The 21067-nt window shown below is 62.0% G+C and carries 17 protein-coding genes and 1 pseudogene; 10 read left to right on the top strand and 8 right to left on the bottom strand.

The window, feature by feature from the left end:
• Positions 1-113: 113 nt before the first annotated feature.
• Positions 114-836, bottom strand: coding sequence for a FadR/GntR family transcriptional regulator (locus DYL61_RS27650; protein WP_105695646.1), 723 nt, complete (start codon positions 834-836; stop codon positions 114-116).
• Positions 837-884: 48 nt separating this feature from the next.
• Positions 885-2621 carry an IlvD/Edd family dehydratase gene (locus DYL61_RS27645; RefSeq protein ID WP_135310986.1) on the bottom strand — a complete coding sequence of 579 codons (1737 nt, stop codon included), beginning with the start codon at positions 2619-2621 and terminating at the stop codon, positions 885-887.
• A gap of 192 nt (positions 2622-2813) precedes the next feature.
• Between DYL61_RS27645 and DYL61_RS27640 the strand changes: the two genes are divergently transcribed.
• The 7 genes from DYL61_RS27640 to araH all read left to right on the top strand — a co-directional run bounded on the left by DYL61_RS27640 (position 2814) and on the right by araH (position 11275).
• On the top strand, positions 2814-4136 hold the full coding sequence (locus DYL61_RS27640; RefSeq protein ID WP_135310985.1) for an MFS transporter: 1323 nt from the start codon (positions 2814-2816) through the stop codon (positions 4134-4136).
• 15 nt (positions 4137-4151) lie between these two features.
• A complete protein-coding gene (gene araD1 / locus DYL61_RS27635; RefSeq protein ID WP_135310984.1) occupies positions 4152-5141 on the top strand; it encodes an AraD1 family protein in 990 nt (329 codons plus the stop codon).
• A 10-nt stretch (positions 5142-5151) separates the two neighbouring features.
• Positions 5152-6732: an aldehyde dehydrogenase (NADP(+)) gene (locus DYL61_RS27630; protein WP_135310983.1), complete on the top strand. Its 1581-nt coding sequence runs from the start codon at positions 5152-5154 to the stop codon at positions 6730-6732.
• A gap of 40 nt (positions 6733-6772) precedes the next feature.
• Complete coding sequence (locus DYL61_RS27625; RefSeq protein WP_135310982.1) at positions 6773-7636, top strand: SMP-30/gluconolactonase/LRE family protein; 864 nt, start codon at positions 6773-6775, stop codon at positions 7634-7636.
• Between the two features lie 160 nt (positions 7637-7796).
• Positions 7797-8801, top strand: coding sequence for a substrate-binding domain-containing protein (locus tag DYL61_RS27620; protein ID WP_135310981.1), 1005 nt, complete (start codon positions 7797-7799; stop codon positions 8799-8801).
• Positions 8798-10297 (top strand): L-arabinose ABC transporter ATP-binding protein AraG, encoded by a 1500-nt coding sequence (araG, locus tag DYL61_RS27615; RefSeq protein WP_135310980.1) that lies wholly within the window; start codon positions 8798-8800, stop codon positions 10295-10297. The genes DYL61_RS27620 and araG overlap by 4 nt, the downstream gene beginning before the upstream one ends.
• Before the next feature lie 9 nt (positions 10298-10306).
• Positions 10307-11275 carry an L-arabinose ABC transporter permease AraH gene (araH, locus tag DYL61_RS27610; protein WP_105695639.1) on the top strand — a complete coding sequence of 323 codons (969 nt, stop codon included), beginning with the start codon at positions 10307-10309 and terminating at the stop codon, positions 11273-11275.
• Positions 11276-11406: 131 nt separating this feature from the next.
• On the opposite strand, the gene DYL61_RS27605 is transcribed toward araH, so the two are convergent.
• Positions 11407-12555, bottom strand: a complete 1149-nt coding sequence (locus tag DYL61_RS27605; protein WP_135310979.1) for an aldose epimerase family protein — start codon at positions 12553-12555, stop codon at positions 11407-11409.
• Between the two features lie 137 nt (positions 12556-12692).
• On the opposite strand from DYL61_RS27605, the gene DYL61_RS27600 reads away from it, so the two are divergent.
• Positions 12693-13460, top strand: coding sequence for an SDR family NAD(P)-dependent oxidoreductase (locus tag DYL61_RS27600; RefSeq protein ID WP_135310978.1), 768 nt, complete (start codon positions 12693-12695; stop codon positions 13458-13460).
• 154 nt (positions 13461-13614) lie between these two features.
• Here the strand turns inward: DYL61_RS27600 and DYL61_RS27595 are convergent, their stop codons facing one another.
• Entirely contained in the window at positions 13615-14211 is a 597-nt protein-coding gene (locus DYL61_RS27595; RefSeq protein ID WP_135310977.1) for a glutathione S-transferase family protein, read from the bottom strand.
• 132 nt (positions 14212-14343) lie between these two features.
• On the opposite strand from DYL61_RS27595, the gene yghU reads away from it, so the two are divergent.
• The gene (gene yghU, locus DYL61_RS27590; protein WP_135310976.1) at positions 14344-15177 is read left to right on the top strand and encodes a glutathione-dependent disulfide-bond oxidoreductase; all 834 of its coding nucleotides are present in this window, start codon (positions 14344-14346) and stop codon (positions 15175-15177) included.
• Between the two features lie 127 nt (positions 15178-15304).
• Here yghU and DYL61_RS27585 read toward each other — a convergent pair whose 3' ends face one another.
• Genes DYL61_RS27585 through DYL61_RS27575 form a run of 3 tightly spaced genes read right to left on the bottom strand, consistent with a single transcriptional unit; the run spans position 15305 to position 18031 of the window.
• Positions 15305-16231, bottom strand: coding sequence for a sugar ABC transporter substrate-binding protein (locus DYL61_RS27585; protein ID WP_135310975.1), 927 nt, complete (start codon positions 16229-16231; stop codon positions 15305-15307).
• 19 nt (positions 16232-16250) lie between these two features.
• Positions 16251-17030 carry a TIM barrel protein gene (locus DYL61_RS27580; RefSeq protein ID WP_135310974.1) on the bottom strand — a complete coding sequence of 260 codons (780 nt, stop codon included), beginning with the start codon at positions 17028-17030 and terminating at the stop codon, positions 16251-16253.
• On the bottom strand, positions 17027-18031 hold the full coding sequence (locus tag DYL61_RS27575; RefSeq protein ID WP_135310973.1) for a Gfo/Idh/MocA family oxidoreductase: 1005 nt from the start codon (positions 18029-18031) through the stop codon (positions 17027-17029). Before DYL61_RS27575 ends, DYL61_RS27580 begins: the two co-directional genes overlap by 4 nt.
• Before the next feature lie 186 nt (positions 18032-18217).
• Here DYL61_RS27575 and DYL61_RS27570 point away from each other — a divergent pair, with 186 nt between their 5' ends.
• On the top strand, positions 18218-20179 hold the full coding sequence (locus DYL61_RS27570) for a sigma-54 interaction domain-containing protein (protein WP_135310972.1): 1962 nt from the start codon (positions 18218-18220) through the stop codon (positions 20177-20179).
• Between the two features lie 129 nt (positions 20180-20308).
• Here DYL61_RS27570 and DYL61_RS27565 read toward each other — a convergent pair.
• Positions 20309-20593: pseudogene (locus tag DYL61_RS27565) on the bottom strand (DUF6124 family protein).
• Positions 20594-21067 lie beyond the last annotated feature (474 nt).

The following is a 21067-nucleotide window of genomic DNA, read 5'->3' as shown; positions in this document are numbered from 1 at the left end:
CAGCCCCAACAAGGTCGGCGCGGTATTCCATAGAGACCGAGGTGTCTGGGTTTGGGGCTGCTTCGCCCCCCAGCGCGGGGCAAGCCCGCTCACTACAGAGTATGAGGGGGGAGTTAAAGCGGGGTGAGTACGTTCATCACCGTATCGAGCGCCACCCGCGTGTCATCCAACTGCACCAGCGACGCGTGCCGCGCGCCCAGCGCATCACGGTTCTGGATCGCGGTGAGGATCGCCTTGTGCCGAGGCAAGCTCAGCCCCTGGATATCCGGACGCCGGTTGGTGATGTTGATCGACTCGCGCAGCGGCAACGACAGCATGTTGCACATGTACGCCAACAGATCGTTGCGCGTGGCATCGGCAATCGCGCGGTGGAAGTCCAGGTCGGCCTGCAGCAATTGCTCGTGGGTCTGGGCGGTTTCCATGCCTGCGTAGGCTTTTTCGATGGTGGCGATGTCTTCGTCGGTGGCGGTGGTCGCGGCCATGGCGGCGATCTCCGGTTCGAGGATGCGCCGCACACCGGCCAAGGTATTGAAAAACTCGCTGTGGGGCGTGGACTGCATCAGCCAGGACAACACGTCCGGGTCGAGCAAATGCCACTTCAACCGAGGCCGCACCACCGCGCCAACCCGTGGCTTGGAGTACACCAGGCCCTTGGCGCTGAGCACCCGCGTGGCCTCACGCAACACCGAGCGGCTGACCTGGTATTCCTCGCAGAGCGTGGCTTCCAAAGGCAGCTTTTCTTCCGGCTTGAAGCGACCGGAAACGATGTGCATGCCCAAGTCCTGGACGATCTGGGCATGCTGGCTCTTGCGCGGCTTGGGCGGCTGGTGATCCATGACGACGGGAAGGCTCTGGCTTAAAGACGCGGCATCATAGCATCCCAATTAGTGGGAATGCCGTGGGACTTCCGCCCCTCGGCAACCCACCAGGAAGTCGAAGTCGCAGCCTTGGTCGGCCTGCAGCACGTGGTCGATATACAGCTGGCGATAGCCACCGACGATGAGGTTTTGTGGCGGTGCCAGGTCGGCCATGCGCGCCGCCAGCTCTGCGTCGGGGATGTCCAGGTGCAGGCGGCCATTGGCGCAGTCCAGCTCGATCCAGTCACCTTCCTTCACCGTGGCCAGCGGCCCGCCGGCAGCGGCTTCCGGGGCGACGTGCAGCACCACCGTGCCATACGCGGTGCCGCTCATGCGTGCATCGGAGATGCGCACCATATCGGTCACGCCCTGGGCCAGCAGCTTGGCCGGCAGGCCCATATTGCCGACCTCGGCCATGCCTGGGTAACCCTTGGGCCCGCAGTTCTTCATGACCAGGATCGAGTTGGCATCCACGTCCAGTTCCGGGTCGTTGATGCGCGCCTTGTACATGTCGAAGTTCTCGAACACCACCGCACGGCCGCGATGCTGCATCAGTTCCGGGCTGGCGGCGGAGGGCTTGAGCACCGCACCCAGCGGCGCCAGGTTGCCGCGCAATACGCAGATGCCACCGTCGGCGCGGATCGGGTTGTCGAGGGTGCGGATCACTTCGTCCTGACCGTAGATCGGCGAGTCCTGGGTGTTTTCGCCGAGGGACTTGCCGTTGACGGTCAACGCATTCGGATGGGGAATCAGGTTGGCCTCACCGAGGCGGCGCAGCACCGCCGGCAGGCCGCCAGCGTAGTAGAACTCTTCCATCAGGAAGCGCCCGGAAGGTTGCAGGTCAACGATGGTCGGCATGCCACGGCCCATGCGGGTCCAGTCGTCCAGGTCGAGTTCGACGCCAATGCGCCCGGCGATGGCTTTGAGGTGGATCACGGCGTTGGTCGAGCCACCGATGGCCGCATTCACCCGGATCGCGTTTTCAAACGCCTCTTTCGTCAGGATCTTCGACAGCTTCAAGTCTTCCCGCACCATCTCCACCGCACGCATACCAGACATATGCGCCAGCACATAACGCCGCGCATCCACCGCCGGAATCGCCGCGTTGTGGGGCAGGGACGTGCCCAGCGCCTCGGCCATGCAGGCCATGGTCGACGCGGTGCCCATGGTGTTGCAGGTGCCCGCCGAACGGGACATGCCGGCCTCGGCCGCAAGGAAATCGTCCAGCGTGATGGTGCCGGCTTTTACCTGTTCGCTGAGTTGCCACACCACGGTGCCCGAGCCAATGTCCTGGCCCTTGTGCTTGCCATTGAGCATCGGCCCGCCGGTCACCACGATGGCCGGCACGTCACAGCTGGCGGCGCCCATCAGCAGGGCCGGAGTGGTCTTGTCGCAGCCGGTCAACAGCACCACGCCGTCAATCGGGTTGCCGCGAATGGCTTCTTCCACGTCCATGCTCGCCAGGTTGCGGGTGAGCATGGCGGTGGGGCGCAGGTTGGATTCGCCGTTGGAGAACACCGGGAACTCCACCGGAAAGCCACCGGCCTCGATCACGCCGCGTTTGACGTGCTCGGCGATCTGACGGAAATGCGCGTTGCACGGGGTCAGCTCCGACCAGGTGTTGCAGATGCCAATGATTGGCTTGCCATGGAACTGATGGTCGGCAATGCCCTGGTTCTTCATCCAGCTGCGGTACATGAAGCCGTTCTTGTCGGCGGTACCAAACCACTGGGCGGAGCGTAGGCCGGGCTTTTTATCAGACATGATCGATTCTCTTATTGTATGACTATATGTTCTATGCGTGGTTAAACATAAGCGCAAAATCGACACTTTGGAAGAGTTGTTTTGCAAATAGTCATACTATATAGTCGATCCAACTGAGGCGTGGCCCTGGCGGATTTTCGCGAGAGGCGTGCCCCGAGCTTCTATAAGAACAACAATCCGGAGATCGACCCCATGAGCCAGGAGCTGCGGCTTATTCGGCGCATCACGCTGAAACTGATTCCCTTCCTGATCCTGCTGTACCTGATCGCCTACGTAGACCGTTCCGCCGTGGGCTTCGCCAAATTGCACATGGGTGCCGACGTCGGCATCGGCGACGCCGCCTATGGTTTGGGCGCGGGTCTGTTCTTCATCGGCTACTTCCTCTTCGAGATCCCCAGCAACCTGATGCTCGACCGCTTCGGCGCACGCCGCTGGTTTGCGCGGATCATGATCACCTGGGGCGCCATCACCATTGGCATGGCCTTTGTGCAGGGGCCTCACAGCTTCTATGTGATGCGCTTTCTGCTCGGCGCAGCGGAGGCGGGGTTCTTTCCGGGTGTGCTGTACTACATCACCCAGTGGTTCCCCGTGCGCCATCGCGGCAAGATCCTCGGGCTGTTTATCCTCTCCCAACCTATTGCGATGATGATCACAGGTCCCGTGTCCGGCGGTCTGCTGGGCATGGACGGCATTCTCGGCCTGCACGGCTGGCAGTGGCTGTTTATCGTGATCGGCACCCCGGCGATCCTGCTCACCTGGCCGGTGCTGCGCTACTTGCCGGACGGCCCCCAGCAGGTCAACTGGATGAGCGACGCGGAAAAAACCTGGCTCACCGGCGAACTCGCCAAAGACCTGCAAGCCTACGGCCAGACCCGCCACGGCAACCCGTTGCATGCCCTGAAAGACAAGCGCGTGTTGCTGCTGGCGCTGTTCTACCTGCCGGTGACCCTGAGCATCTACGGCCTCGGCCTGTGGCTGCCGACCCTGATCAAGCAGTTCGGCGGCAGTGACCTCACCACCGGCTTCATCTCGGCCGTGCCGTACATTTTCGGCATCATCGGCCTGCTGATCATCCCGCGCAGCTCCGACCGTTTGAACGACCGTTACGGCCACCTCGCCGTGCTTTATGTGCTGGGTGCCATCGGCCTGTTCTGCAGCGCCTGGCTCAATGCACCGGTCCTGCAAATCGCCGCGCTGTGCCTGGCGGCGTTCGCGTTGTTTTCCTGCACCGCCGTGTTCTGGACCTTGCCGGGGCGTTTCTTTGCCGGTGCCAGTGCGGCGGCGGGTATTGCCTTGATCAACTCGGTGGGCAACCTCGGCGGCTATATCGGCCCGTTCGTGATCGGCGCGCTCAAGGAATACACCGGCAACCTGGCTTCGGGCCTGTACTTTTTGTCCGCCGTGATGCTGGTCGGGCTGCTGCTTACCGGCGTGGTGTACCGCGTGCTGGAACGCAAGCACGTACTGCCCGCCGACCAATTCGCCGCCAGCGCCCGTGGCGCTACACGTACTTAATCTGGGAGAAGTTGCATGCGTTTAGTTCAGTTCGAAGTGCACAACGGCGAGCGCCGTGTCGGTGTGGTGGATGGCAACCAGGTGCGCGAAGTGCAGGGCGCCCACAGCGTGCGCGAGTTGGCCCTGGCGGCCATCGAGGCCGGCGTCGGCCTGGCGCAGCAGGTCGATAGCCTGGGTCTGGGCGCCACCCATGACTACGCCGCGTTGCTGGCCGAGCTGAAAATCCTGCCGCCGCTGGACCATCCGGACCCGGCCCATATGCTGATCAGCGGCACCGGCCTGACCCACCTGGGCAGCGCCTCGGCGCGGGACAAGATGCACCAGGCCGGTGATGACAGCGCACTGACCGACACCATGCGCATCTTCAAATGGGGCGTGGAGGGCGGCAAGCCTCCGGCGGGCCAGGCGGGCGTGCAACCGGAGTGGTTCTACAAGGGCGACGGCAGCATTGTAGTGCGTCCCGGCGCAGCCTTCCCGGTGCCACCCTTTGCCGAAGATGCCGGTGAAGAACCGGAAATCGGCGGCCTCTATGTGATCGGCCCGGACAGCCAGCCCTATCGCGTCGGCTTTGCCGTGGGCAACGAGTTCTCCGACCACGTGATGGAGCGCAAGAACTACCTGTACCTGGCCCATTCCAAGCTGCGCAGTTGCAGCTACGGCCCCGAACTGCGCGTGGGCAATTTGCCCCAGCACCTGTCGGGCAGCAGCCGCATCCTGCGCAACGGTGATGTGATCTGGCAGAACGAGTTCCTCAGTGGCGAGGCCAATATGTGCCACAGCCTGGACAACCTCGAATACCACCACTTCAAATACCGCCAATTCCTCAAGCCGGGGGATGTGCACATTCATTTCTTTGGCACCGCAACGCTGTCATTCGCCGACGGTATACGTACCCAACCGGGGGATGTGTTCGAGATCAGCCAGGCTGAATTCGGCGCGCCGCTGGTGAACCCGATTGGCCGTAGCGATACCGCCTTCGAACCCGGCCACGTCATCACCCTTTAAGGAGCCCCTTATGACCCAGTTTCTCGGCCACAACTATATCGGCGGCCAGCGCAGCGCCAACGGCAGCGTCAAACTGCACAGCATCGACGCCAGCACGGGCGAAGCCTTGCCCCAGGATTTCTACCAGGCCACGCCGCAGGAAGTGGATGCCGCCGCGAACGCTGCCGCCAGCGCTTATCCGGCCTACCGCGCCTTGAGCGCGGCGCGGCGTGCGCAATTCCTTGATGCGGTGGCCGATGAGCTGGACGCACTGGGTGATGATTTCGTCGAACTGGTGTGCCGTGAAACCGCGCTGCCGGCGGCACGCATCAAGGGCGAACGCGGACGCACCAGCGGCCAGATGCGCCTGTTCGCCACGGTGCTGCGTCGCGGCGACTTCTATGGCGCGCGCATTGACAAGGCCTTGCCTGATCGCCAACCCCTGCCACGCCCGGACCTGCGCCAATACCGCATCGGCCTGGGCCCGGTGGCGGTGTTCGGTGCGAGCAACTTTCCCCTGGCGTTCTCCACGGCGGGCGGCGACACCGCCGCTGCGCTGGCGGCAGGCTGCCCGGTGGTATTCAAGGCCCACAGCGGGCACATGGCGACGGCCGAGCGGGTGGCCGATGCGATCATTCGCGCCGCGCAAGCCACCGAGATGCCCGCCGGTGTGTTCAATATGATCTTCGGCGGCGGCGTCGGTGAAGCGTTGGTCAAGCATCCGGCTATCCAGGCCGTCGGCTTTACCGGGTCGCTCAAGGGCGGCCGCGCCTTGTGCGACATGGCGGCCGCGCGCCCGCAGCCGATCCCGGTGTTTGCCGAAATGTCGAGCATCAACCCGGTGATCGTGCTGCCCCAGGCGCTGGCCGCACGGGCCGAAAAAATTGCCCAGGACCTCACGGCATCAGTGGTCCAGGGCTGCGGCCAGTTCTGCACCAACCCTGGTTTGGTGATCGGTATTGCGTCGCAGGCCTTTACCGCATTCACCCAACAGGTCGCGCAATTGATCGGCGACCAACCGGCACAAACCATGCTCAACGCCGGCACCTTGAGCAGCTATGGCAAGGGCCTGCACAAACTCCTGGCACACCCTGGCATCCAGCACCTGGCAGGCAACGCCCAGGCGGGCAACCAAGCCCAGCCGCAGTTGTTCAAGGCCGATGTGCGCTTGCTGATCGACGGCGATGAAGTGCTGCAAGAGGAAGTCTTCGGCCCCACCACGGTGTTTGTCGAAGTCGCCGACCAGACCCAACTCAGCGCCGCGTTGCGCGGCCTGCACGGCCAACTCACCGCGACCATCATCGGCGAGTCGAACGACCTGCAACACTTCGCCGAACTCACACCGCTGCTGGAACAGAAAGTCGGGCGCATCCTGCTCAACGGCTACCCCACTGGCGTGGAGGTCTGCGATTCGATGGTGCACGGTGGTCCGTACCCGGCCACCTCGGATGCCCGGGGCACGTCGGTGGGCACCTTGGCCATCGACCGGTTCCTGCGCCCCGTGTGCTTCCAGAACTACCCTGATAGCCTGCTGCCCGACGCGTTGAAAAACGCCAACCCGTTGCGTATCCAGCGCCTGGTGGATGGCACGCCATCGCGAGACCCGCTGTAAAAAACGCACACCTGAGAACAATAAAAATCCAGGAGGCAACATGTCGTGTATCGCCGTAACCCCGCACCGTGCGCAATTGGGTGAGGGGCCGTTCTGGGATGGGCCGACCCAGGCGCTGTACTGGGTCAATATCGCCGGCAAACAGGCGTTGCGCCTGATGGGCGGGCAGTTGCAGGTGTGGCAGTTGCCAGAGCATGTCTCGGCGTTTATCCCGTGTGAAAGCGGCGATGCCTTGGTGACCTTGAGCAGCGGCGTGTACCGGCTGGACCTGGCCACCGAGGCCTTGACCTTGCTGTGCGTGGCCGACCCGCACGCGGGCAACCGGGGCAATGAAGCACGCTGCGACGCCCAGGGCCGCCTGTGGCTGGGCACCATGCAGAACAACATTGGCGAACACGGCGAAGACCTGCCGATCACCCGGCGTTCCGGTGGCCTGTTCCGCATCGACGCCGACGGGCAGGTCACGCCGTTGCTCAGCGGTTTGGGTATCCCCAATACCTTGCTGTGGAATGACGACGTCAGCCACGTGCATTTTGGCGACAGCCTGGATGGCACGCTGTACCGCCATTCGATCCAGCCCAACGGCCAACTCGAGCCCGCCCACGTGTGGTTCGGCCCCCATGCGCGTGGCGGGCCGGACGGTTCGGCGATGGACGTCGAAGGCTATATCTGGAATGCCCGTTGGGATGGCAGTTGTCTGCTGCGGATCGCACCGGATGGCCGTGTGGATCGCATCATCGAGTTGCCTGTCAGCCGTCCGACCAGTTGCGTATTCGGTGGGCCGAACCTCACCACGCTGTTTATCACCAGCGCTGCCAGCCCATTGGATCATCCGTTGGACGGCGCCGTGTTGGCGATGGAAGTGGATGTCCCTGGAAAACCCTGTACTCGTTTCGCCGGATAACGAGGAGTTAACTGTGGCGAGGGAGCTTGCTCCCGCTGGGGTGCGAAGCGCCCCCAAAAAAGCAGGGGCCTGCTGCGCAGTCCAGCGGGAGCAAGCTCCCTCGCCACGATAAGTTTGTGCTTACAGTTCTGTCCTAAAAACAACAACAAGGAGTCACCGCATGAATCGTCGTCGTGGTTTGCGTTCCCTGGCCTGCGCCGCTGTGGCGGTCTCGGCCATGAGCCTGAGCGGGCTGTTGCTGGCCGCCGAGGAAGTGAAGATCGGCTTCCTGGTCAAGCAGGCCGAGGAACCGTGGTTCCAGACCGAGTGGGCCTTCGCCGAAAAAGCCGGTAAGGAACACGGCTTTACCGTGATCAAGATCGCCGTGCCCGATGGCGAAAAAACCCTGTCGGCCATCGACAGCCTGGCGGCCAACGGTGCCAAGGGCTTTGTGATTTGCCCGCCGGACGTGTCCCTGGGCCCGGCCATCGTCGCCAAGGCCAAGGCCAACGGCCTCAAAGTGATCGCCGTGGATGACCGTTTCGTCGATGCCAAGGGCGCCTTTATGGAAGACGTGCCGTACCTGGGCATGGCCGCCTTTGAGGTGGGCCAGAAGCAAGGCGCCGCCATGGCCGCCGAAGCGAAGAATCGCGGCTGGGACTGGAAGGACACCTATGCGGTGATCAACACCTTCAACGAACTCGACACCGGCAAAAAGCGCACCGACGGCTCGGTCAAATCCCTGGAAGAGGCCGGCATGCCCAAGGACCACATCCTCTTCACGGCCGCCAAGACCCTCGACGTCCCCGGCAGCATGGACGCCACCAACTCGGCCCTGGTGAAACTGCCCAGCGCCGCGAAAAACCTGATCATCGGCGGCATGAACGACAACACCGTCCTCGGCGGCGTGCGCGCCACCGAAAGCGCCGGCTTCAAGGCGGCCAATGTGATCGGCATCGGCATCAATGGCACCGACGCCATCGGCGAACTGAAAAAGCCCAACAGCGGCTTCTTCGGCTCGATGTTGCCCAGCCCACATATCGAGGGCTACAACACCGCGCTGATGATGTACGAGTGGGTCACCAAAGGCACTGAACCGGCGAAGTACACCGCCATGGACGAAGTGACCCTGATCACCCGTGAGAACTTTAAAGACGAACTGACCAAGATCGGGCTGTGGCAATGACCGCTGCCTTACGGTTTGACGGCATCGGCAAAACCTTTCCCGGGGTCAAGGCGCTGGACGGCATCAGCTTCAGTGCCCAGCCGGGGCAGGTGCATGCCTTGATGGGCGAGAACGGTGCGGGCAAGTCCACGCTGCTGAAGATCCTCGGCGGCGCCTACATCCCCAATAGCGGCACGTTACGGATTGGCGAGCAGGTCATGGCCTTCAAAAGCGCCGCCGACAGCATCGCCAGCGGCGTGGCAGTGATCCACCAAGAGTTGCACCTGGTGCCGGAAATGACGGTGGCCGAGAACCTGTTTCTCGGGCACTTGCCGTCGCGCTTTGGGGTGGTGGACCGAGGTCAATTGCGCAAGCAGGCATTGGCCTGTCTCAAGGGCCTGGCGGATGAAATCGACCCGGCCGAGAAGCTTGGCCGCTTGTCGCTGGGCCAGCGCCAACTGGTGGAAATCGCCAAGGCGCTGTCCCGGGGGGCCCATGTGATCGCCTTCGACGAACCCACCAGCAGCCTGTCGGCGCGGGAGATCGATCGCTTGATGGCGATCATCACGCGCCTGCGGGATGAGGGCAAAGTGGTGCTCTATGTGTCCCATCGCATGGAAGAGGTGTTCCGTATCTGCAATGCGGTGACGGTGTTCAAGGACGGGCGCTATGTGCGCACTTTCGAGGATATGAGCGCCCTGACCCATGACCAACTGGTGACCTGCATGGTGGGTCGGGATATCGAGGATATCTACGATTACCGCCCGCGCGAACACGGCGAGGTGGCGCTCAAGGTCGACGGTCTGTTGGGCCCCGGCCTGCGTGAACCCGTCAGCTTCGCGGTGCGCAAAGGCGAGATCCTCGGCCTGTTTGGCTTGGTGGGGGCAGGGCGTACCGAACTGTTCCGACTGTTAAGCGGCCTGACCCGCAGCACAGCCGGCACCCTGCACCTGTGCGGCGAAGCCCTGCACCTGCAATCACCCCGCGACGCCATCGCCGCCGGCGTGTTGCTGTGCCCGGAGGACCGCAAGAAGGAGGGCATCATCCCGCTCTCCAGCGTTGCCGAGAACATCAACATCAGTGCACGGGGCGCGCACTCGGCATTCGGCTGGCTGCTGCGCGAGGGCTGGGAAAAAGGCAACGCCGACCAGCAGATCAAGGCCATGAAAGTCAAAACGCCGAATGCGGCGCAGAAGATCATGTACCTCTCCGGCGGTAATCAGCAGAAGGCCATTCTTGGGCGCTGGCTGTCGATGCCGATGAAAGTCCTGCTGCTGGACGAACCCACCCGTGGCATCGATATCGGCGCCAAGGCCGAGATCTACCAGATCATCCATAACCTCGCGGCCCAGGGCATTGCAGTGATCGTGGTGTCCAGCGACCTGATGGAAGTGATGGGCATCAGCGACCGCATCCTGGTGCTGTGCGAAGGCGCATTGCGCGGCGAACAAACCCGCGAACACGCCACCGAATCCAACCTGCTGCAACTGGCTTTGCCACGCAGCGTGGCGAACTGAGAGACGACTATGACCACTCAACAAAACGCGCTGCCCACGGCACGCAAACCCCTGGATGTGCGTGCCCTGCTCGACAACTGGGCGATGCTGATTGCGGCAGTGAGTATCTTTGTGCTGTGCGCCTTGCTCATCGACAATTTCCTTTCCCCGCTGAACATGCGCGGCCTGGGCCTGGCGATTTCTACGGTGGGCATTGCTGCCTGCACCATGTTGTTTTGCCTGGCGTCAGGGCATTTCGATTTGTCAGTCGGCTCGGTGATTGCCTGCGCCGGGGTGGTGGCGGCGATTGTGATGCGCGATACCGATAGCGTGATGCTCGGCATTGGCGCGGCGTTGTTGATGGGCCTGATCGTCGGGCTGATCAACGGCATCGTCATCGCCAAGCTGCGGGTCAATGCGTTGATCACCACCTTGGCGACCATGCAGATCGTACGCGGCCTGGCCTATATCTTTGCCAACGGCAAGGCGGTGGGTGTGTCCCAGGATGAGTTTTTTATCTTCGGCAACGGCCAGTTGCTGGGCGTGCCGGTGCCGATCCTGATCACGATCCTGTGCTTCCTGTTCTTCGGCTGGTTGCTCAACTACACCACCTACGGGCGCAACACCATGGCCATCGGCGGCAACCCGGAAGCGGCGTTGCTGGCCGGGGTAAACGTGGACCGTACCAAGATTCTGATCTTTGCCGTGCATGGGGTGATTGGTGCGTTGGCGGGGGTGATCCTCGCGTCGCGCATGACCTCTGGCCAGCCGATGATCGGGCAGGGCTTTGAGCTGACAGTGATCTCGGCGTGTGTGCTGGGCGGGGTGTCGTTGAGCGGCGGGATTGGCATGATTCGGCATGTGATTGCCGGGGTGTTGATTCTGGCGATCATTGAGAATGCGATGAACCTGAAGAACATCGACACGTTCTACCAGTACGTGATCCGCGGTTCGATCCTGCTGTTGGCCGTGGTCATCGACCGCATGAAACAACGCTGAAGCCCTGCCTTATGACGATCCAAATGTGAGAGAGGGCTAATGTGGGAGGGGGCTTGCCCCCGATAGCGGTGGGTCAGTTAAAAATGTATCAACTGACACTCCCTCATCGGGGGCAAGCCCCCTCCCACAGTTTAATCGGTGGTGAATTTGAAAAGGGTGTTCTGGGTATAGGTCTGGCCGGGATTCAAGCGAGTCGAGGCAAACTTGGGCTGATTCGGCGCATCCGGAAAATGCTGAGTCTCCAACGTAAACCCACTCCAATGCCGATACGCCTTCCCAGCCTTGCCCTTTATCGTCCCATCCAGGAAGTTACTGGTATAAAACTGCACCCCAGGCTCCGTGGTAAACAGCTGCAAGCGCCGCCCCGACTCGGGATCATGTACCTCAGCCGCCAATTGTTTCACATCACCCTTGGTGTCGAGCGCCCAGTTGAAATCAAACCCGCCTTGCTTGGGCTCGGCAAATTTGAGCTGCGGATGATCCTCCTTGATGTGCTGGCCGATCGGCGTCGGCTTGAGAAAATCCATCGGCGTGCCTTTCACCGGTGCCAGTTCGCCGGTGGGAATCAACGTGGCATTCACCGGTGTGTAATGGCTGGCGTGCAAGGTGGCGACGTGCTTGAGAATGTCGCCGTTACCCGCGCCGGCCAGGTTGAAGTAGCTGTGGTTGGTGAGGTTGAGCACCGTGGGTTTGTCGGTGGTGGCCTTGTAGTCGATGTGCAGTTCGTTGTTGTCGTTGAGGCGGTAGGTGACTTCGGTTTTCAGGTTGCCGGGAAAGCCCATTTCACCGTCCTTGGACAAGTAGGTGAGGGTCACGCCCACCGAGTCCTTGGCCGTGACGGGGGTGGCGGTCCACACGTGCTTGTCGAAGCCCTGGGCGCCGCCATGCAGCGAGTTGGGGCCGTCATTGAGCGGCACCTGGTAGCGCTTGCCGTCGAGTTCAAAGGCACCGCCCGCCAGGCGGTTGCCGAAGCGCCCGATGGTCGCGCCGAAAAACGCCGTACCGGCCTGGTAGCCCTGCACGTCGTCGAAGCCGAGTACCACGTCTTCGACCTTACCGTGTTTGTCCGGCACCTTGAGCGACTGCAACACGCCGCCGTAGGTGATCACCGTGGCTTGCATGCCATGGCTGTTACGCAGGATGTACTGTTCGACGGCGGTGCCGTCATTGGTTTTACCGAAGGGTTTGTGTTCGCTGCTGAGCCCGGCAGCCTGGGCGCCGCCGCTGGCGATGAGCATGGACATGGCGAGGCCCGAGAGCAGGTATCGAGGGTGCTTCATGGTCGAACTTCCTTTTGTTGTTTTGACTGGAATAGTTCTACTAATGTGCGATATTTTGTCGATTGGACAGCGAATTTATAGCCGTTAACGTCGTTTTTGCAAAATAAAATAAGACTAATTAAGCGAGGCACACTTTCATGACCACCCAGCATGCCGTTTACCCCGACCTTGAAGGCAAGACCATCCTGATCTCCGGCGGCGCCTCGGGCATCGGTGAGTTCATGGTGCGCGCGTTTGCCGCCCAGGGCGCCAAGGTCGGTTTTGTCGACCGCGCCCAAAGCCAGGGCGAGCGCCTGGCGGCGTTGTTGAGTTCCCGTGGGCACACCGTGGAGTTCGTCAATTGCGACATCACCGATGAGATCGCCTACAAGGCCGCCATAGGCCGTTTCGAACATTCCCTCGGGCCGATCACCGTGTTGGTGAACAACGCCGCCAACGACGTGCGCCATACCTTGGAAGAAGTCGACTCGGAAACCTTCGACAGGCTTATCTCGGTCAACCTCAAGCACGCGTTCTTCGCCGCCAAAGCCGTGGTGCCGATGATGAAAAGCGCGGGCGGCGGGTCGATCATCAACCTGGGTTCGGTGGGCTGGATGATGGCCTCGGCCGGTTACCCGGTGTATGCCGCCAGCAAGGCCGCCGCACACGGCATGACCCGCGCCCTGGCCCGGGAACTGGGGCCGAGCCATATCCGCGTGAACACGCTGGTGCCGGGGTGGGTGATGACCGAAAAACAACTGGCGATGTGGGTCGACGATGCCGCCAGGGAACTGATCAGCCGTAGCCAGTGCCTGCCGGGCAGTGTGTTGCCGGAACACATCGCCAACATGGCGCTGTTCCTGGCCTCGGATGCCTCGGCGATGTGCTCGGCGCAGAACTTTATTGTGGATGGGGGGTGGGTCTGAGGCGGTCCCAATCCTTCAGCCAACACCGGTTAAATGTGGGAGGGGGCTTGCCCCCGATGGCGGTGTGTCAGCCAACTGATTTTTAGCTGACCCACTGCTATCGGGGGCAAGCCCCCTCCCACACAAGCCCATTCCAACAGGTGATGGGTGGTGTTTATTCAATCGGGTACTTCTTGAAGGCCGGATGTTGTTCCAGGCGCTCGGTCAGGCGTTTCAACTGGGGAAACGCCTCAGCGTTCACCACCGACGCCACGGTGTATTGGCTAAAGGACCACGCCACGGCTGCGGTGAGGGTGGCCTGGTTCAGCGCGTCACTGTCGCCCAACTGCTTCTCCAGCAACGAATAGGCCGCCAGCAACTGCCCACTGATGCGGTCAAGCCACGGCGCATGCAGCTTCTCGGCCGGGCGCAGGTTGTGTTCATACACGATCTGCACGCTCTTCTCGCACGCCGCCAGGGCCAGGCCCAGCACTTGCAAATCGTGGGCACGGGCGGCGGGAGCCGGGGGCAGCAGCTTTTTGTCCGCCGGGGCGAGGGTTTCCAGGTAGTCGAGGATCAGGCTCGAATCCATCAGCACCGTGCCATCGTCCAGCACCAGGGTCGGGGCCTTGACCACCGGGTTGATCTGGGAGAACTCGCTGAAGGTGCTGAACACCGACAGCGATTGATGCTCAAACGGGATCCCGTAGAGCTCCAGGGAAATGGCCACGCGGCGTACGTAAGGCGAGTCCAGCATACCGATCAGTTTCATGCAGCCTCCATTGCTTTGAACGTCATTGGCCCAAGAGAGTAAGGGTACTTGAGCGAGGTGCGCAATATTTGGACACAGTCGGTAAGATGGGCATCGAATTCGCTGATCGCTATCGCCACTGGAGCAGTAAGCATGACCGATTACGTACCCCCGAAAGTCTGGACCTGGGACACCGAAAGCGGCGGCACCTTCGCCAGCATCAACCGGCCCATCGCCGGCGCCACCCATGAGAAAGAACTGCCCATCGGCAAGCACCCGTTGCAGTTGTATTCCCTGGCTACGCCCAATGGCCAGAAGGTCACCATCCTGTTGGAAGAACTGTTGGCCCTCGGTCACAGCGGTGCGGAATACGATGCCTGGCTGATCAAGATCGGCGATGGCGACCAGTTTGGCAGCGGCTTTGTCGGGATCAACCCGAACTCCAAGATCCCGGCCTTGCAGGACCGCAGCGGCGCCACGCCGATTCGCGTATTCGAGTCGGGCGCAATCCTCCAGTACCTGGCGGAAAAGTTCGGCGCGTTCTTCCCCACCGAGCCTGCGGCCCGTGCCGAGTGCCTGTCATGGCTGTTCTGGCAGATGGGCAGCGCGCCGTACCTGGGCGGCGGCTTCGGGCATTTTTATGCGTATGCGCCGAGCAAGATGGAATATGCGATCAACCGCTTTGCCATGGAGGCCAAGCGTCAACTTGATGTGTTGGATCAGCGCTTGGCGGTGAGCGAATACATCGCGGGGGATGAGTACACCATCGCCGATATTGCCATCTGGCCTTGGTACGGTGGCTTGGTCAAAGGCCGGTTGTATGGTGCGGCGGAATTTTTGTCGGTGCATGAGTACAAGCATGTGTTGCGTTGGGCGGATGCGATTGATGCGCGGCCGGCGGTGCAGCGGGGGCGGCGGGTGAATCGGGTTTCCGGTGAGCCTCATGAGCAACTGGCCGAACGCCATTCTGCCAGCGACCTGGACTAATGGTCTGGTGAGATCAAATGTGGGAGGGGGCTTGCCCCCGATGGCGGTGTGTCAGCCAACTGATTTTTAGCTGACCCACTGCTATCGGGGGCAAGCCCCCTCCCACATTGGTTTTGTGTATGACTGACTATTTGTAGCGCTGCTCGTAAACCGCCACCTGCTCCGGTTTGATCAACTCAAACGGCACCCACACCTCCGACTCGATCGGCTCACCCTTGATCATCTTGATCGCCGATCCCACCGCCTTGGCCGCCTGCGCCTTGGGGTCCTGGAACACCGACGCCGCGAGCAACCCACGCTTGACCGCTGCCAACCCATCCGGCAACCCGTCGATACCGACAATCGCCACTTCGCCCTTGGCCTTGCCCGCCTGTTGCAACGCCATCCCCGCGCCAATCGCCATTTCATCGTTGTTGGCAATCACCGCATCGAACTGCGTGCCCGCCAGCAGCCAGTTACTGGTCAGGTCCATGCCCTTGTTGCGCTGCCATTCGGCGCTTTGCTGTTCCACCACCTTGATACCGGGATAGTCCTTGAGCACCTGCTTGGCGCCTTCGGTGCGGTCGTGGGTGGCGTTCTGCGCCAGGTCGCCCATGATGATCGCCACGTTGCCCTTGCCGCCGAGTTTTTCCGCGAGAAAGCGCATCTGCAACTGCCCGGCCTCGATGTCATTGGAGGCCACGGTGACCACGCCCTTGGGCAGGGTGCGCTCATCCGGGTGGCGGTTGACGTACACCAGCGGCTTGTTGGCCGCCACGGCGGCGCGGGTCATGTTGGCGGTGGCGGAGGTGTCCACCGGCAGCACGATCACCGCGTCGACCTTTTGGTTCAGGAAGCCTTCGACCTGGTTGAGCTGGCGCACCACATCACCCTGGGCGTCTTCGAACTGGATCTGCACGCCCTGTTGCCGGGCGGCGTCTTGCAGGCCGTTGCGCACGTAGGTCATGAAGTTATCGTCAACCCGGGCAATGCTCACGCCGATGCGGTAATCGGCAAATGACCAAGGGCTGACCAGCAGTAACAGCGAAGCAACAATCAATGCATAGCGGTTCATAAGGGTGGTCCTTTTATTGTTATAGGGTGAACGCTTGACGGAATCGCTCCAGGGCCAGTTCGCTGTCGCCGCTGGCCCAGCCTTCAAGGCCGACCACGCCGCTGTAGCCCATGGCATGCAAGGCCCTGGCAATGGCAGGGTAGTGGATTTCACCGGTGCCCGGTTCCTTGCGGCCCGGCACATCGGCCACCTGGATTTCACCGATGGCGCTGCCGGCACGTTGGATCAGCTCGATCAAATTGCCTTCGCCGATCTGCGCGTGGTACAGGTCCAGGTTCATCTTCACATGCGGGCTGCCCACGGCTTCGATCAGCGCCAGGGTGTCGTCGGCGCGGGCGAACGGGGTGCCGGGGTGGTCGACCTCGGTGTTGAGGTTTTCCAGCAGGAACACGCGGCCGGCGTCCTCCCCCAAACGGGCGATTTTTTCCAGGGTCTTGCAGGCGCTGAGCCACATGCGGCCCGTGGTCTGGCTGACCGGTTGCACCGGCAGGCCGCCTTCGCCCAGGCCGGTGCCGTGCAGGTTGAGACTGGGGCAGTTGAGTTGCTCGGCAATGCCGATGGACTCGCGGGCGCTGTCGAGCAACTGGCGAATGCCGTCCGGGTCGGTGAGGGTGCCGCTGATGTAGCCGGTCATCGAAGTGAAATCAGCACCGGTGGCGGCCAGGGCGCCGATGTCCTTGTCGGTCCAGTTCCAGATTTCGGCGCTGAAGCCCAGTGCATGAATGCGCTTGACCCGCTCGATAAACGGCAGCTCGAGAAACACCATCTCGGCGCTGATCGCCAGCTTGAACGGGCTCATACAGCCACCGCCTTGCCTTGCTGGAACGACTCGATGCACGCACGGGCAATCGCCAGGGCGGCGCGGGCGTCTTCACCGCTGGCCATCGGCTTGGCACCGGTGCGCAGGCAATCGACAAAGTGGTTGAGCTCAGCGATATACGCATCGCGCAGCAGGTCCGTGTCCATACGCTGGGTGTCGGCCTGGATGCCCTGGGCCAGGTAGCGCACCAGGTCGGAATCGTTGAGGCTGCCCATGCTCAGCATGCCTTCGCTGCCGAACACTTCGCCGCGCACGTCGTAGCCATACACGGCCTGGAAGTTGGCCTCGGCGGTGGCGATGGCGCCGTTGTCGAAGCGGATCGCGACCACAGCGGTGTCGAGGAAGCCTTTGCTTTTGTATGCCGGGGCGATCAGCGCGTCGGCCATCACGTAGACCTGCACCGCCTCGGCGCCGGGGTTGAGGTAGCGCAGGGTGTCGAAGTCGTGGATCAGGGTTTCCAGGAAGATCACCCATTGCGGCGATGCGGCGGGATTGTTCAGCGCCGGGTCACGGGTCAGCGAACGCAGCAACTGCGGGGTGCCGATACGGCCAGCGGCAACGTCGAGGTGTGCGGTGCGAAAGCTCTTGGCGAAGCGCCGGTTGAAACCGACTTGCAACGGCACACGGGCGTCGGCGGCGGCCGCGATGGCGCGGTCGGCTTCATCGAGGGTGATGGCCATGGGTTTTTCGCAGAAGATCCCCTTGCCGGCGCGGGCGGCGCTGATCACCAGTTCGGCGTGGCTGCGGGCAGGGGCGGCGATGATCACGCCGTCGATGTCTGGGTCGTCGAGCAGTTGCTGTGGGTCGGTGTAGACCTTGTCCACCCCCAGCTCTGTGGCGAGGCGCGCGGCTTGGCCCGGCGTCGGGTCGGCAATCGCCGCCAGGCTGGCACCGGGGATATGCCGTGCAGCGGTCAAGCCGTGGAAGCTGCCCATGCGGCCAGCACCGATCAAACCCAGGCGGATGTTCTGTGTACTCATGAAATAACCCCTTTTTTATTGTTGGCCTCAGGACAGTCCTGATGGGCAAAGGAGTAGGAGCAAAGCCTGTGCCAATTCATAACGTACTGATAAATAAAGGGTTATGAAAATCTATAAACAAAAAGTGTTCATTTAGGTGACATGTCTATACTGACATGTCAAAAACATGAACACGGATACCCGCCAATGAGCATGGCCTTCAGCGTACAAGACCTCGATTACCTGACCGCCCTGGGGCCTGACGCCTTGAATGACGGCCCCGTCCCAGCGCTGGAGCAGGCGTGGCAGGCCTGCCTGGACGGGCAGGTCGAGCGTCCCGCCGAAGTCCGCCAAGTGATCTGGGATTCATGGCGGCGCAGTGTCGAAGCCGGGATCGATCCCGCAGACAATCACTACCGCTTTGTCGCCCCTGAAGCGCTGGCCGCCATCCTGGCCCGCCACCGCGTGCTGATCGCGGCCGCCGCCCAAGTCATGCATGGCCTGCTGGCCTATAACCCTCGCGGGCATATCAACCTCACCGACACCGAGGGCACCACCCTGTATTTCTGCGGGCTGGATATCACGCCGGTGGGCAGTCGCCTGCTGGAGTCGGTGCAAGGCACCAACTGCACCGGCCTGGCCCTGGCCGAAGATCATCTGGTGTATGTACTCGCCGAAGAAAACTTTGGCAGTGGGCTGCGCCAACGCCGCATGCACTGCGCCGCCGCACCGATCAAGAATGCCCAGGGCGAGACCGTGGCCATGCTGACCCTGACCGCCGAGCCCGGCTGGTTTCACTTCCACACCCTCGGCACCGTGCAGGCGGCGGCCGAAGCAGTGTCGCGGCAAATGGCGTTGCAGGCGTTGCTGGAAGAACAACAAGCCGTGCTCGAAGTGCTCAATGAAGGTTTGGTGGTGCTGGACGAGCGTGGTTGCATCAAGGCACTTAACCGCTATGCCCGGCAGTTGTTCGGCGTGGGGCTGGAACTGCTCGGCAGTCCCTTCCAACGCCTGGGCCGCAGCGAATTGAGCGACGTGCTGGGCGAGCCCGTGCGCGACCTCGACTGCACCTTTCACCTGCACGACCGCAGCCAGCTCGCCTGCCTGGTCTCGGTGTGCCCGCTGGAGCAGGGCGGGGTGATTGTGTCCCTGCGCGAGAACCGGCGTATCCGCGAAATCACCCGACGCCTGATCGGCACCCAGGCCAGCTACACCTTCGACACCATCCAGGGCACCTCGCGGGCGATCCAGGACGCGCTGCACCTGGGGCGCATCGCCAGCCGCAGCGATTCCACCACCTTGATCCTCGGCGAAAGCGGCACCGGCAAAGAGCTGTTCGCCCAGGCGATCCATAACGGCAGCGACCGGCATAACGGCCCGTTCGTGGCGGTCAACTGCGGCGCGATCCCCCGGGACTTGGTGCAAAGCGAATTGTTCGGCCACGTCGAAGGCGCGTTCACCGGCGCCACGCGCGGCGGCTCGGCGGGCAAGTTCGAATTGGCCGACGGCGGTACGATTTTCCTGGATGAAATTGGCGACATGTCCTTCGACGCCCAGGTCAGTTTGTTGCGGGTATTGCAGGAAGGTGAAGTGACCCGCGTCGGCGCGAAGAACTCACGGCGCGTGGACGTGCGCATCATCGCGGCCACCCACCGCAACCTCAGCCAGGCGGTGGCGGAGGGCGCGTTCCGCGAAGACTTGTATTACCGCCTCAACGTGTTGAATTTGACCGTGCCGCCACTGCGCATGCGCCGCGAAGATATCCCGCTGCTGGCGCGGCATTTTTTGGCGCGCTTTGCCCGCTCGTTGCGTAAATCGGTGCAGGGTTTTTCGCCGGATGCGCTGGCGTTGCTCTCGGCCTACGGCTGGCCGGGGAATGTGCGCGAGTTGGAAAACAGCATCGAACGGGCGACCAACCTGGCCATGGGCGAACTGATCCAACCGTCCGACCTGCCGTTGGACACCCGGCATCGCGCCCCGGCGCGCCTGCATGAAGCGCAACCGGCGCAGGACCTGAGCAGTCATGAAATGAACGCGATTGTCGCGGCACTGCAAGCCGCCGGCGGAAACATCCGCCTGGCTGCGCGACAACTCAACGTGTCCCGTGGTGGGCTGTACAACAAGATGGGCCGGTTCGGCCTGAATGCCGCAGATTTCCGCAAGAGTTAATCCAACGCCGATTATTAACCCTTGAAATGCAGTCAATGTGGGAGGGGGCTTGCCCCCGATTGCAGTGTGTCAGTCTCAGTACTAAGTGGCTGACCCACCGCCATCGGGAGCAAGCCCCCTCCCACATTTCTAACCGTGTTTCAGACAGTCGATGGAGCGATCCACCGTAGTCTTGGCAATTTCCAGCAAATGCCACACCGCCAGAATCTTCGCCCGCTCCGGGCTCTCCAACAACTCACCTCAATCCAATGCGGTTGCCGAAGCACTGTCGAGCAAACTGGCGGTATAGAGCAGGGCATCTTCGAAGCTCAGGTCTTCGTTGATGGCGTGGAAACCTTGGGTGGGCAGATAGTGGTCGATGGCGCGGTTGAAGGCGGCGCGGTCTTTTGCGGGGTCTTGTACGTCTTTGTTCATTGTGCAACTCCGAATGCTGAGTAAGGAGCCGAACCGGTCGCGACTAAACGAAGGTGGCGGCTGTACGCAGGTTAGTCGACCGGTCGGAGCTACCCGGCGCGCCCGAAGGCGCCCTGCGCACAGCCACCATTAGAGCTTCATGGGACCATGCGCCAGCTTCGAATCCGGGCGACTAAACCCGATCACTGAATAGGCAGTGACGGACCGCAGACTAGCCACCGATTCCAGCAGGCACAAGGCGGCGGAGATTGTCTAGGAAACGTCCTGCAATTTAAAGGGACACGCCTTGCTGGCCTTTTACAAACCATGACAAAACGCCAGCAAGCCTGCGTTCGGCCAGCGTGGTTAACGGGGCGCCTAAGATCAAAATCAAGATCAAAAGCCAGAGCAAACCACCATCTACCTGATGTATGAGAGGTAAATGTGGGAGGGGGCTTGCCCCCGATTACAGTGTGTCAGCTACAAATTTGTTAA

It is taken from the genome of Pseudomonas nabeulensis (genome assembly GCF_004682045.1).
Classification (GTDB): domain Bacteria; phylum Pseudomonadota; class Gammaproteobacteria; order Pseudomonadales; family Pseudomonadaceae; genus Aquipseudomonas; species Aquipseudomonas nabeulensis.
Note: the sequence above shows the minus strand (reverse complement) of the source record. Positions and strands in the feature narration are given on the sequence as shown.

What these genes read in the sequence shown, in the direction of transcription:
- DYL61_RS27650 (WP_105695646.1), bottom strand. Translation starts at nt 836, where the DNA reads ATGGATCACCAGCCGCCCAAGCCGCGCAAGAGCCAGCATGCCCAGATC.
- DYL61_RS27645 (WP_135310986.1), bottom strand. Translation starts at nt 2,621, where the DNA reads ATGTCTGATAAAAAGCCCGGCCTACGCTCCGCCCAGTGGTTTGGTACC.
- DYL61_RS27640 (WP_135310985.1), top strand. Translation starts at nt 2,814, where the DNA reads ATGAGCCAGGAGCTGCGGCTTATTCGGCGCATCACGCTGAAACTGATT.
- araD1 (WP_135310984.1), top strand. Translation starts at nt 4,152, where the DNA reads ATGCGTTTAGTTCAGTTCGAAGTGCACAACGGCGAGCGCCGTGTCGGT.
- DYL61_RS27630 (WP_135310983.1), top strand. Translation starts at nt 5,152, where the DNA reads ATGACCCAGTTTCTCGGCCACAACTATATCGGCGGCCAGCGCAGCGCC.
- DYL61_RS27625 (WP_135310982.1), top strand. Translation starts at nt 6,773, where the DNA reads ATGTCGTGTATCGCCGTAACCCCGCACCGTGCGCAATTGGGTGAGGGG.
- DYL61_RS27620 (WP_135310981.1), top strand. Translation starts at nt 7,797, where the DNA reads ATGAATCGTCGTCGTGGTTTGCGTTCCCTGGCCTGCGCCGCTGTGGCG.
- araG (WP_135310980.1), top strand. Translation starts at nt 8,798, where the DNA reads ATGACCGCTGCCTTACGGTTTGACGGCATCGGCAAAACCTTTCCCGGG.
- araH (WP_105695639.1), top strand. Translation starts at nt 10,307, where the DNA reads ATGACCACTCAACAAAACGCGCTGCCCACGGCACGCAAACCCCTGGAT.
- DYL61_RS27605 (WP_135310979.1), bottom strand. Translation starts at nt 12,555, where the DNA reads ATGAAGCACCCTCGATACCTGCTCTCGGGCCTCGCCATGTCCATGCTC.
- DYL61_RS27600 (WP_135310978.1), top strand. Translation starts at nt 12,693, where the DNA reads ATGACCACCCAGCATGCCGTTTACCCCGACCTTGAAGGCAAGACCATC.
- DYL61_RS27595 (WP_135310977.1), bottom strand. Translation starts at nt 14,211, where the DNA reads ATGAAACTGATCGGTATGCTGGACTCGCCTTACGTACGCCGCGTGGCC.
- yghU (WP_135310976.1), top strand. Translation starts at nt 14,344, where the DNA reads ATGACCGATTACGTACCCCCGAAAGTCTGGACCTGGGACACCGAAAGC.
- DYL61_RS27585 (WP_135310975.1), bottom strand. Translation starts at nt 16,231, where the DNA reads ATGAACCGCTATGCATTGATTGTTGCTTCGCTGTTACTGCTGGTCAGC.
- DYL61_RS27580 (WP_135310974.1), bottom strand. Translation starts at nt 17,030, where the DNA reads ATGAGCCCGTTCAAGCTGGCGATCAGCGCCGAGATGGTGTTTCTCGAG.
- DYL61_RS27575 (WP_135310973.1), bottom strand. Translation starts at nt 18,031, where the DNA reads ATGAGTACACAGAACATCCGCCTGGGTTTGATCGGTGCTGGCCGCATG.
- DYL61_RS27570 (WP_135310972.1), top strand. Translation starts at nt 18,218, where the DNA reads ATGAGCATGGCCTTCAGCGTACAAGACCTCGATTACCTGACCGCCCTG.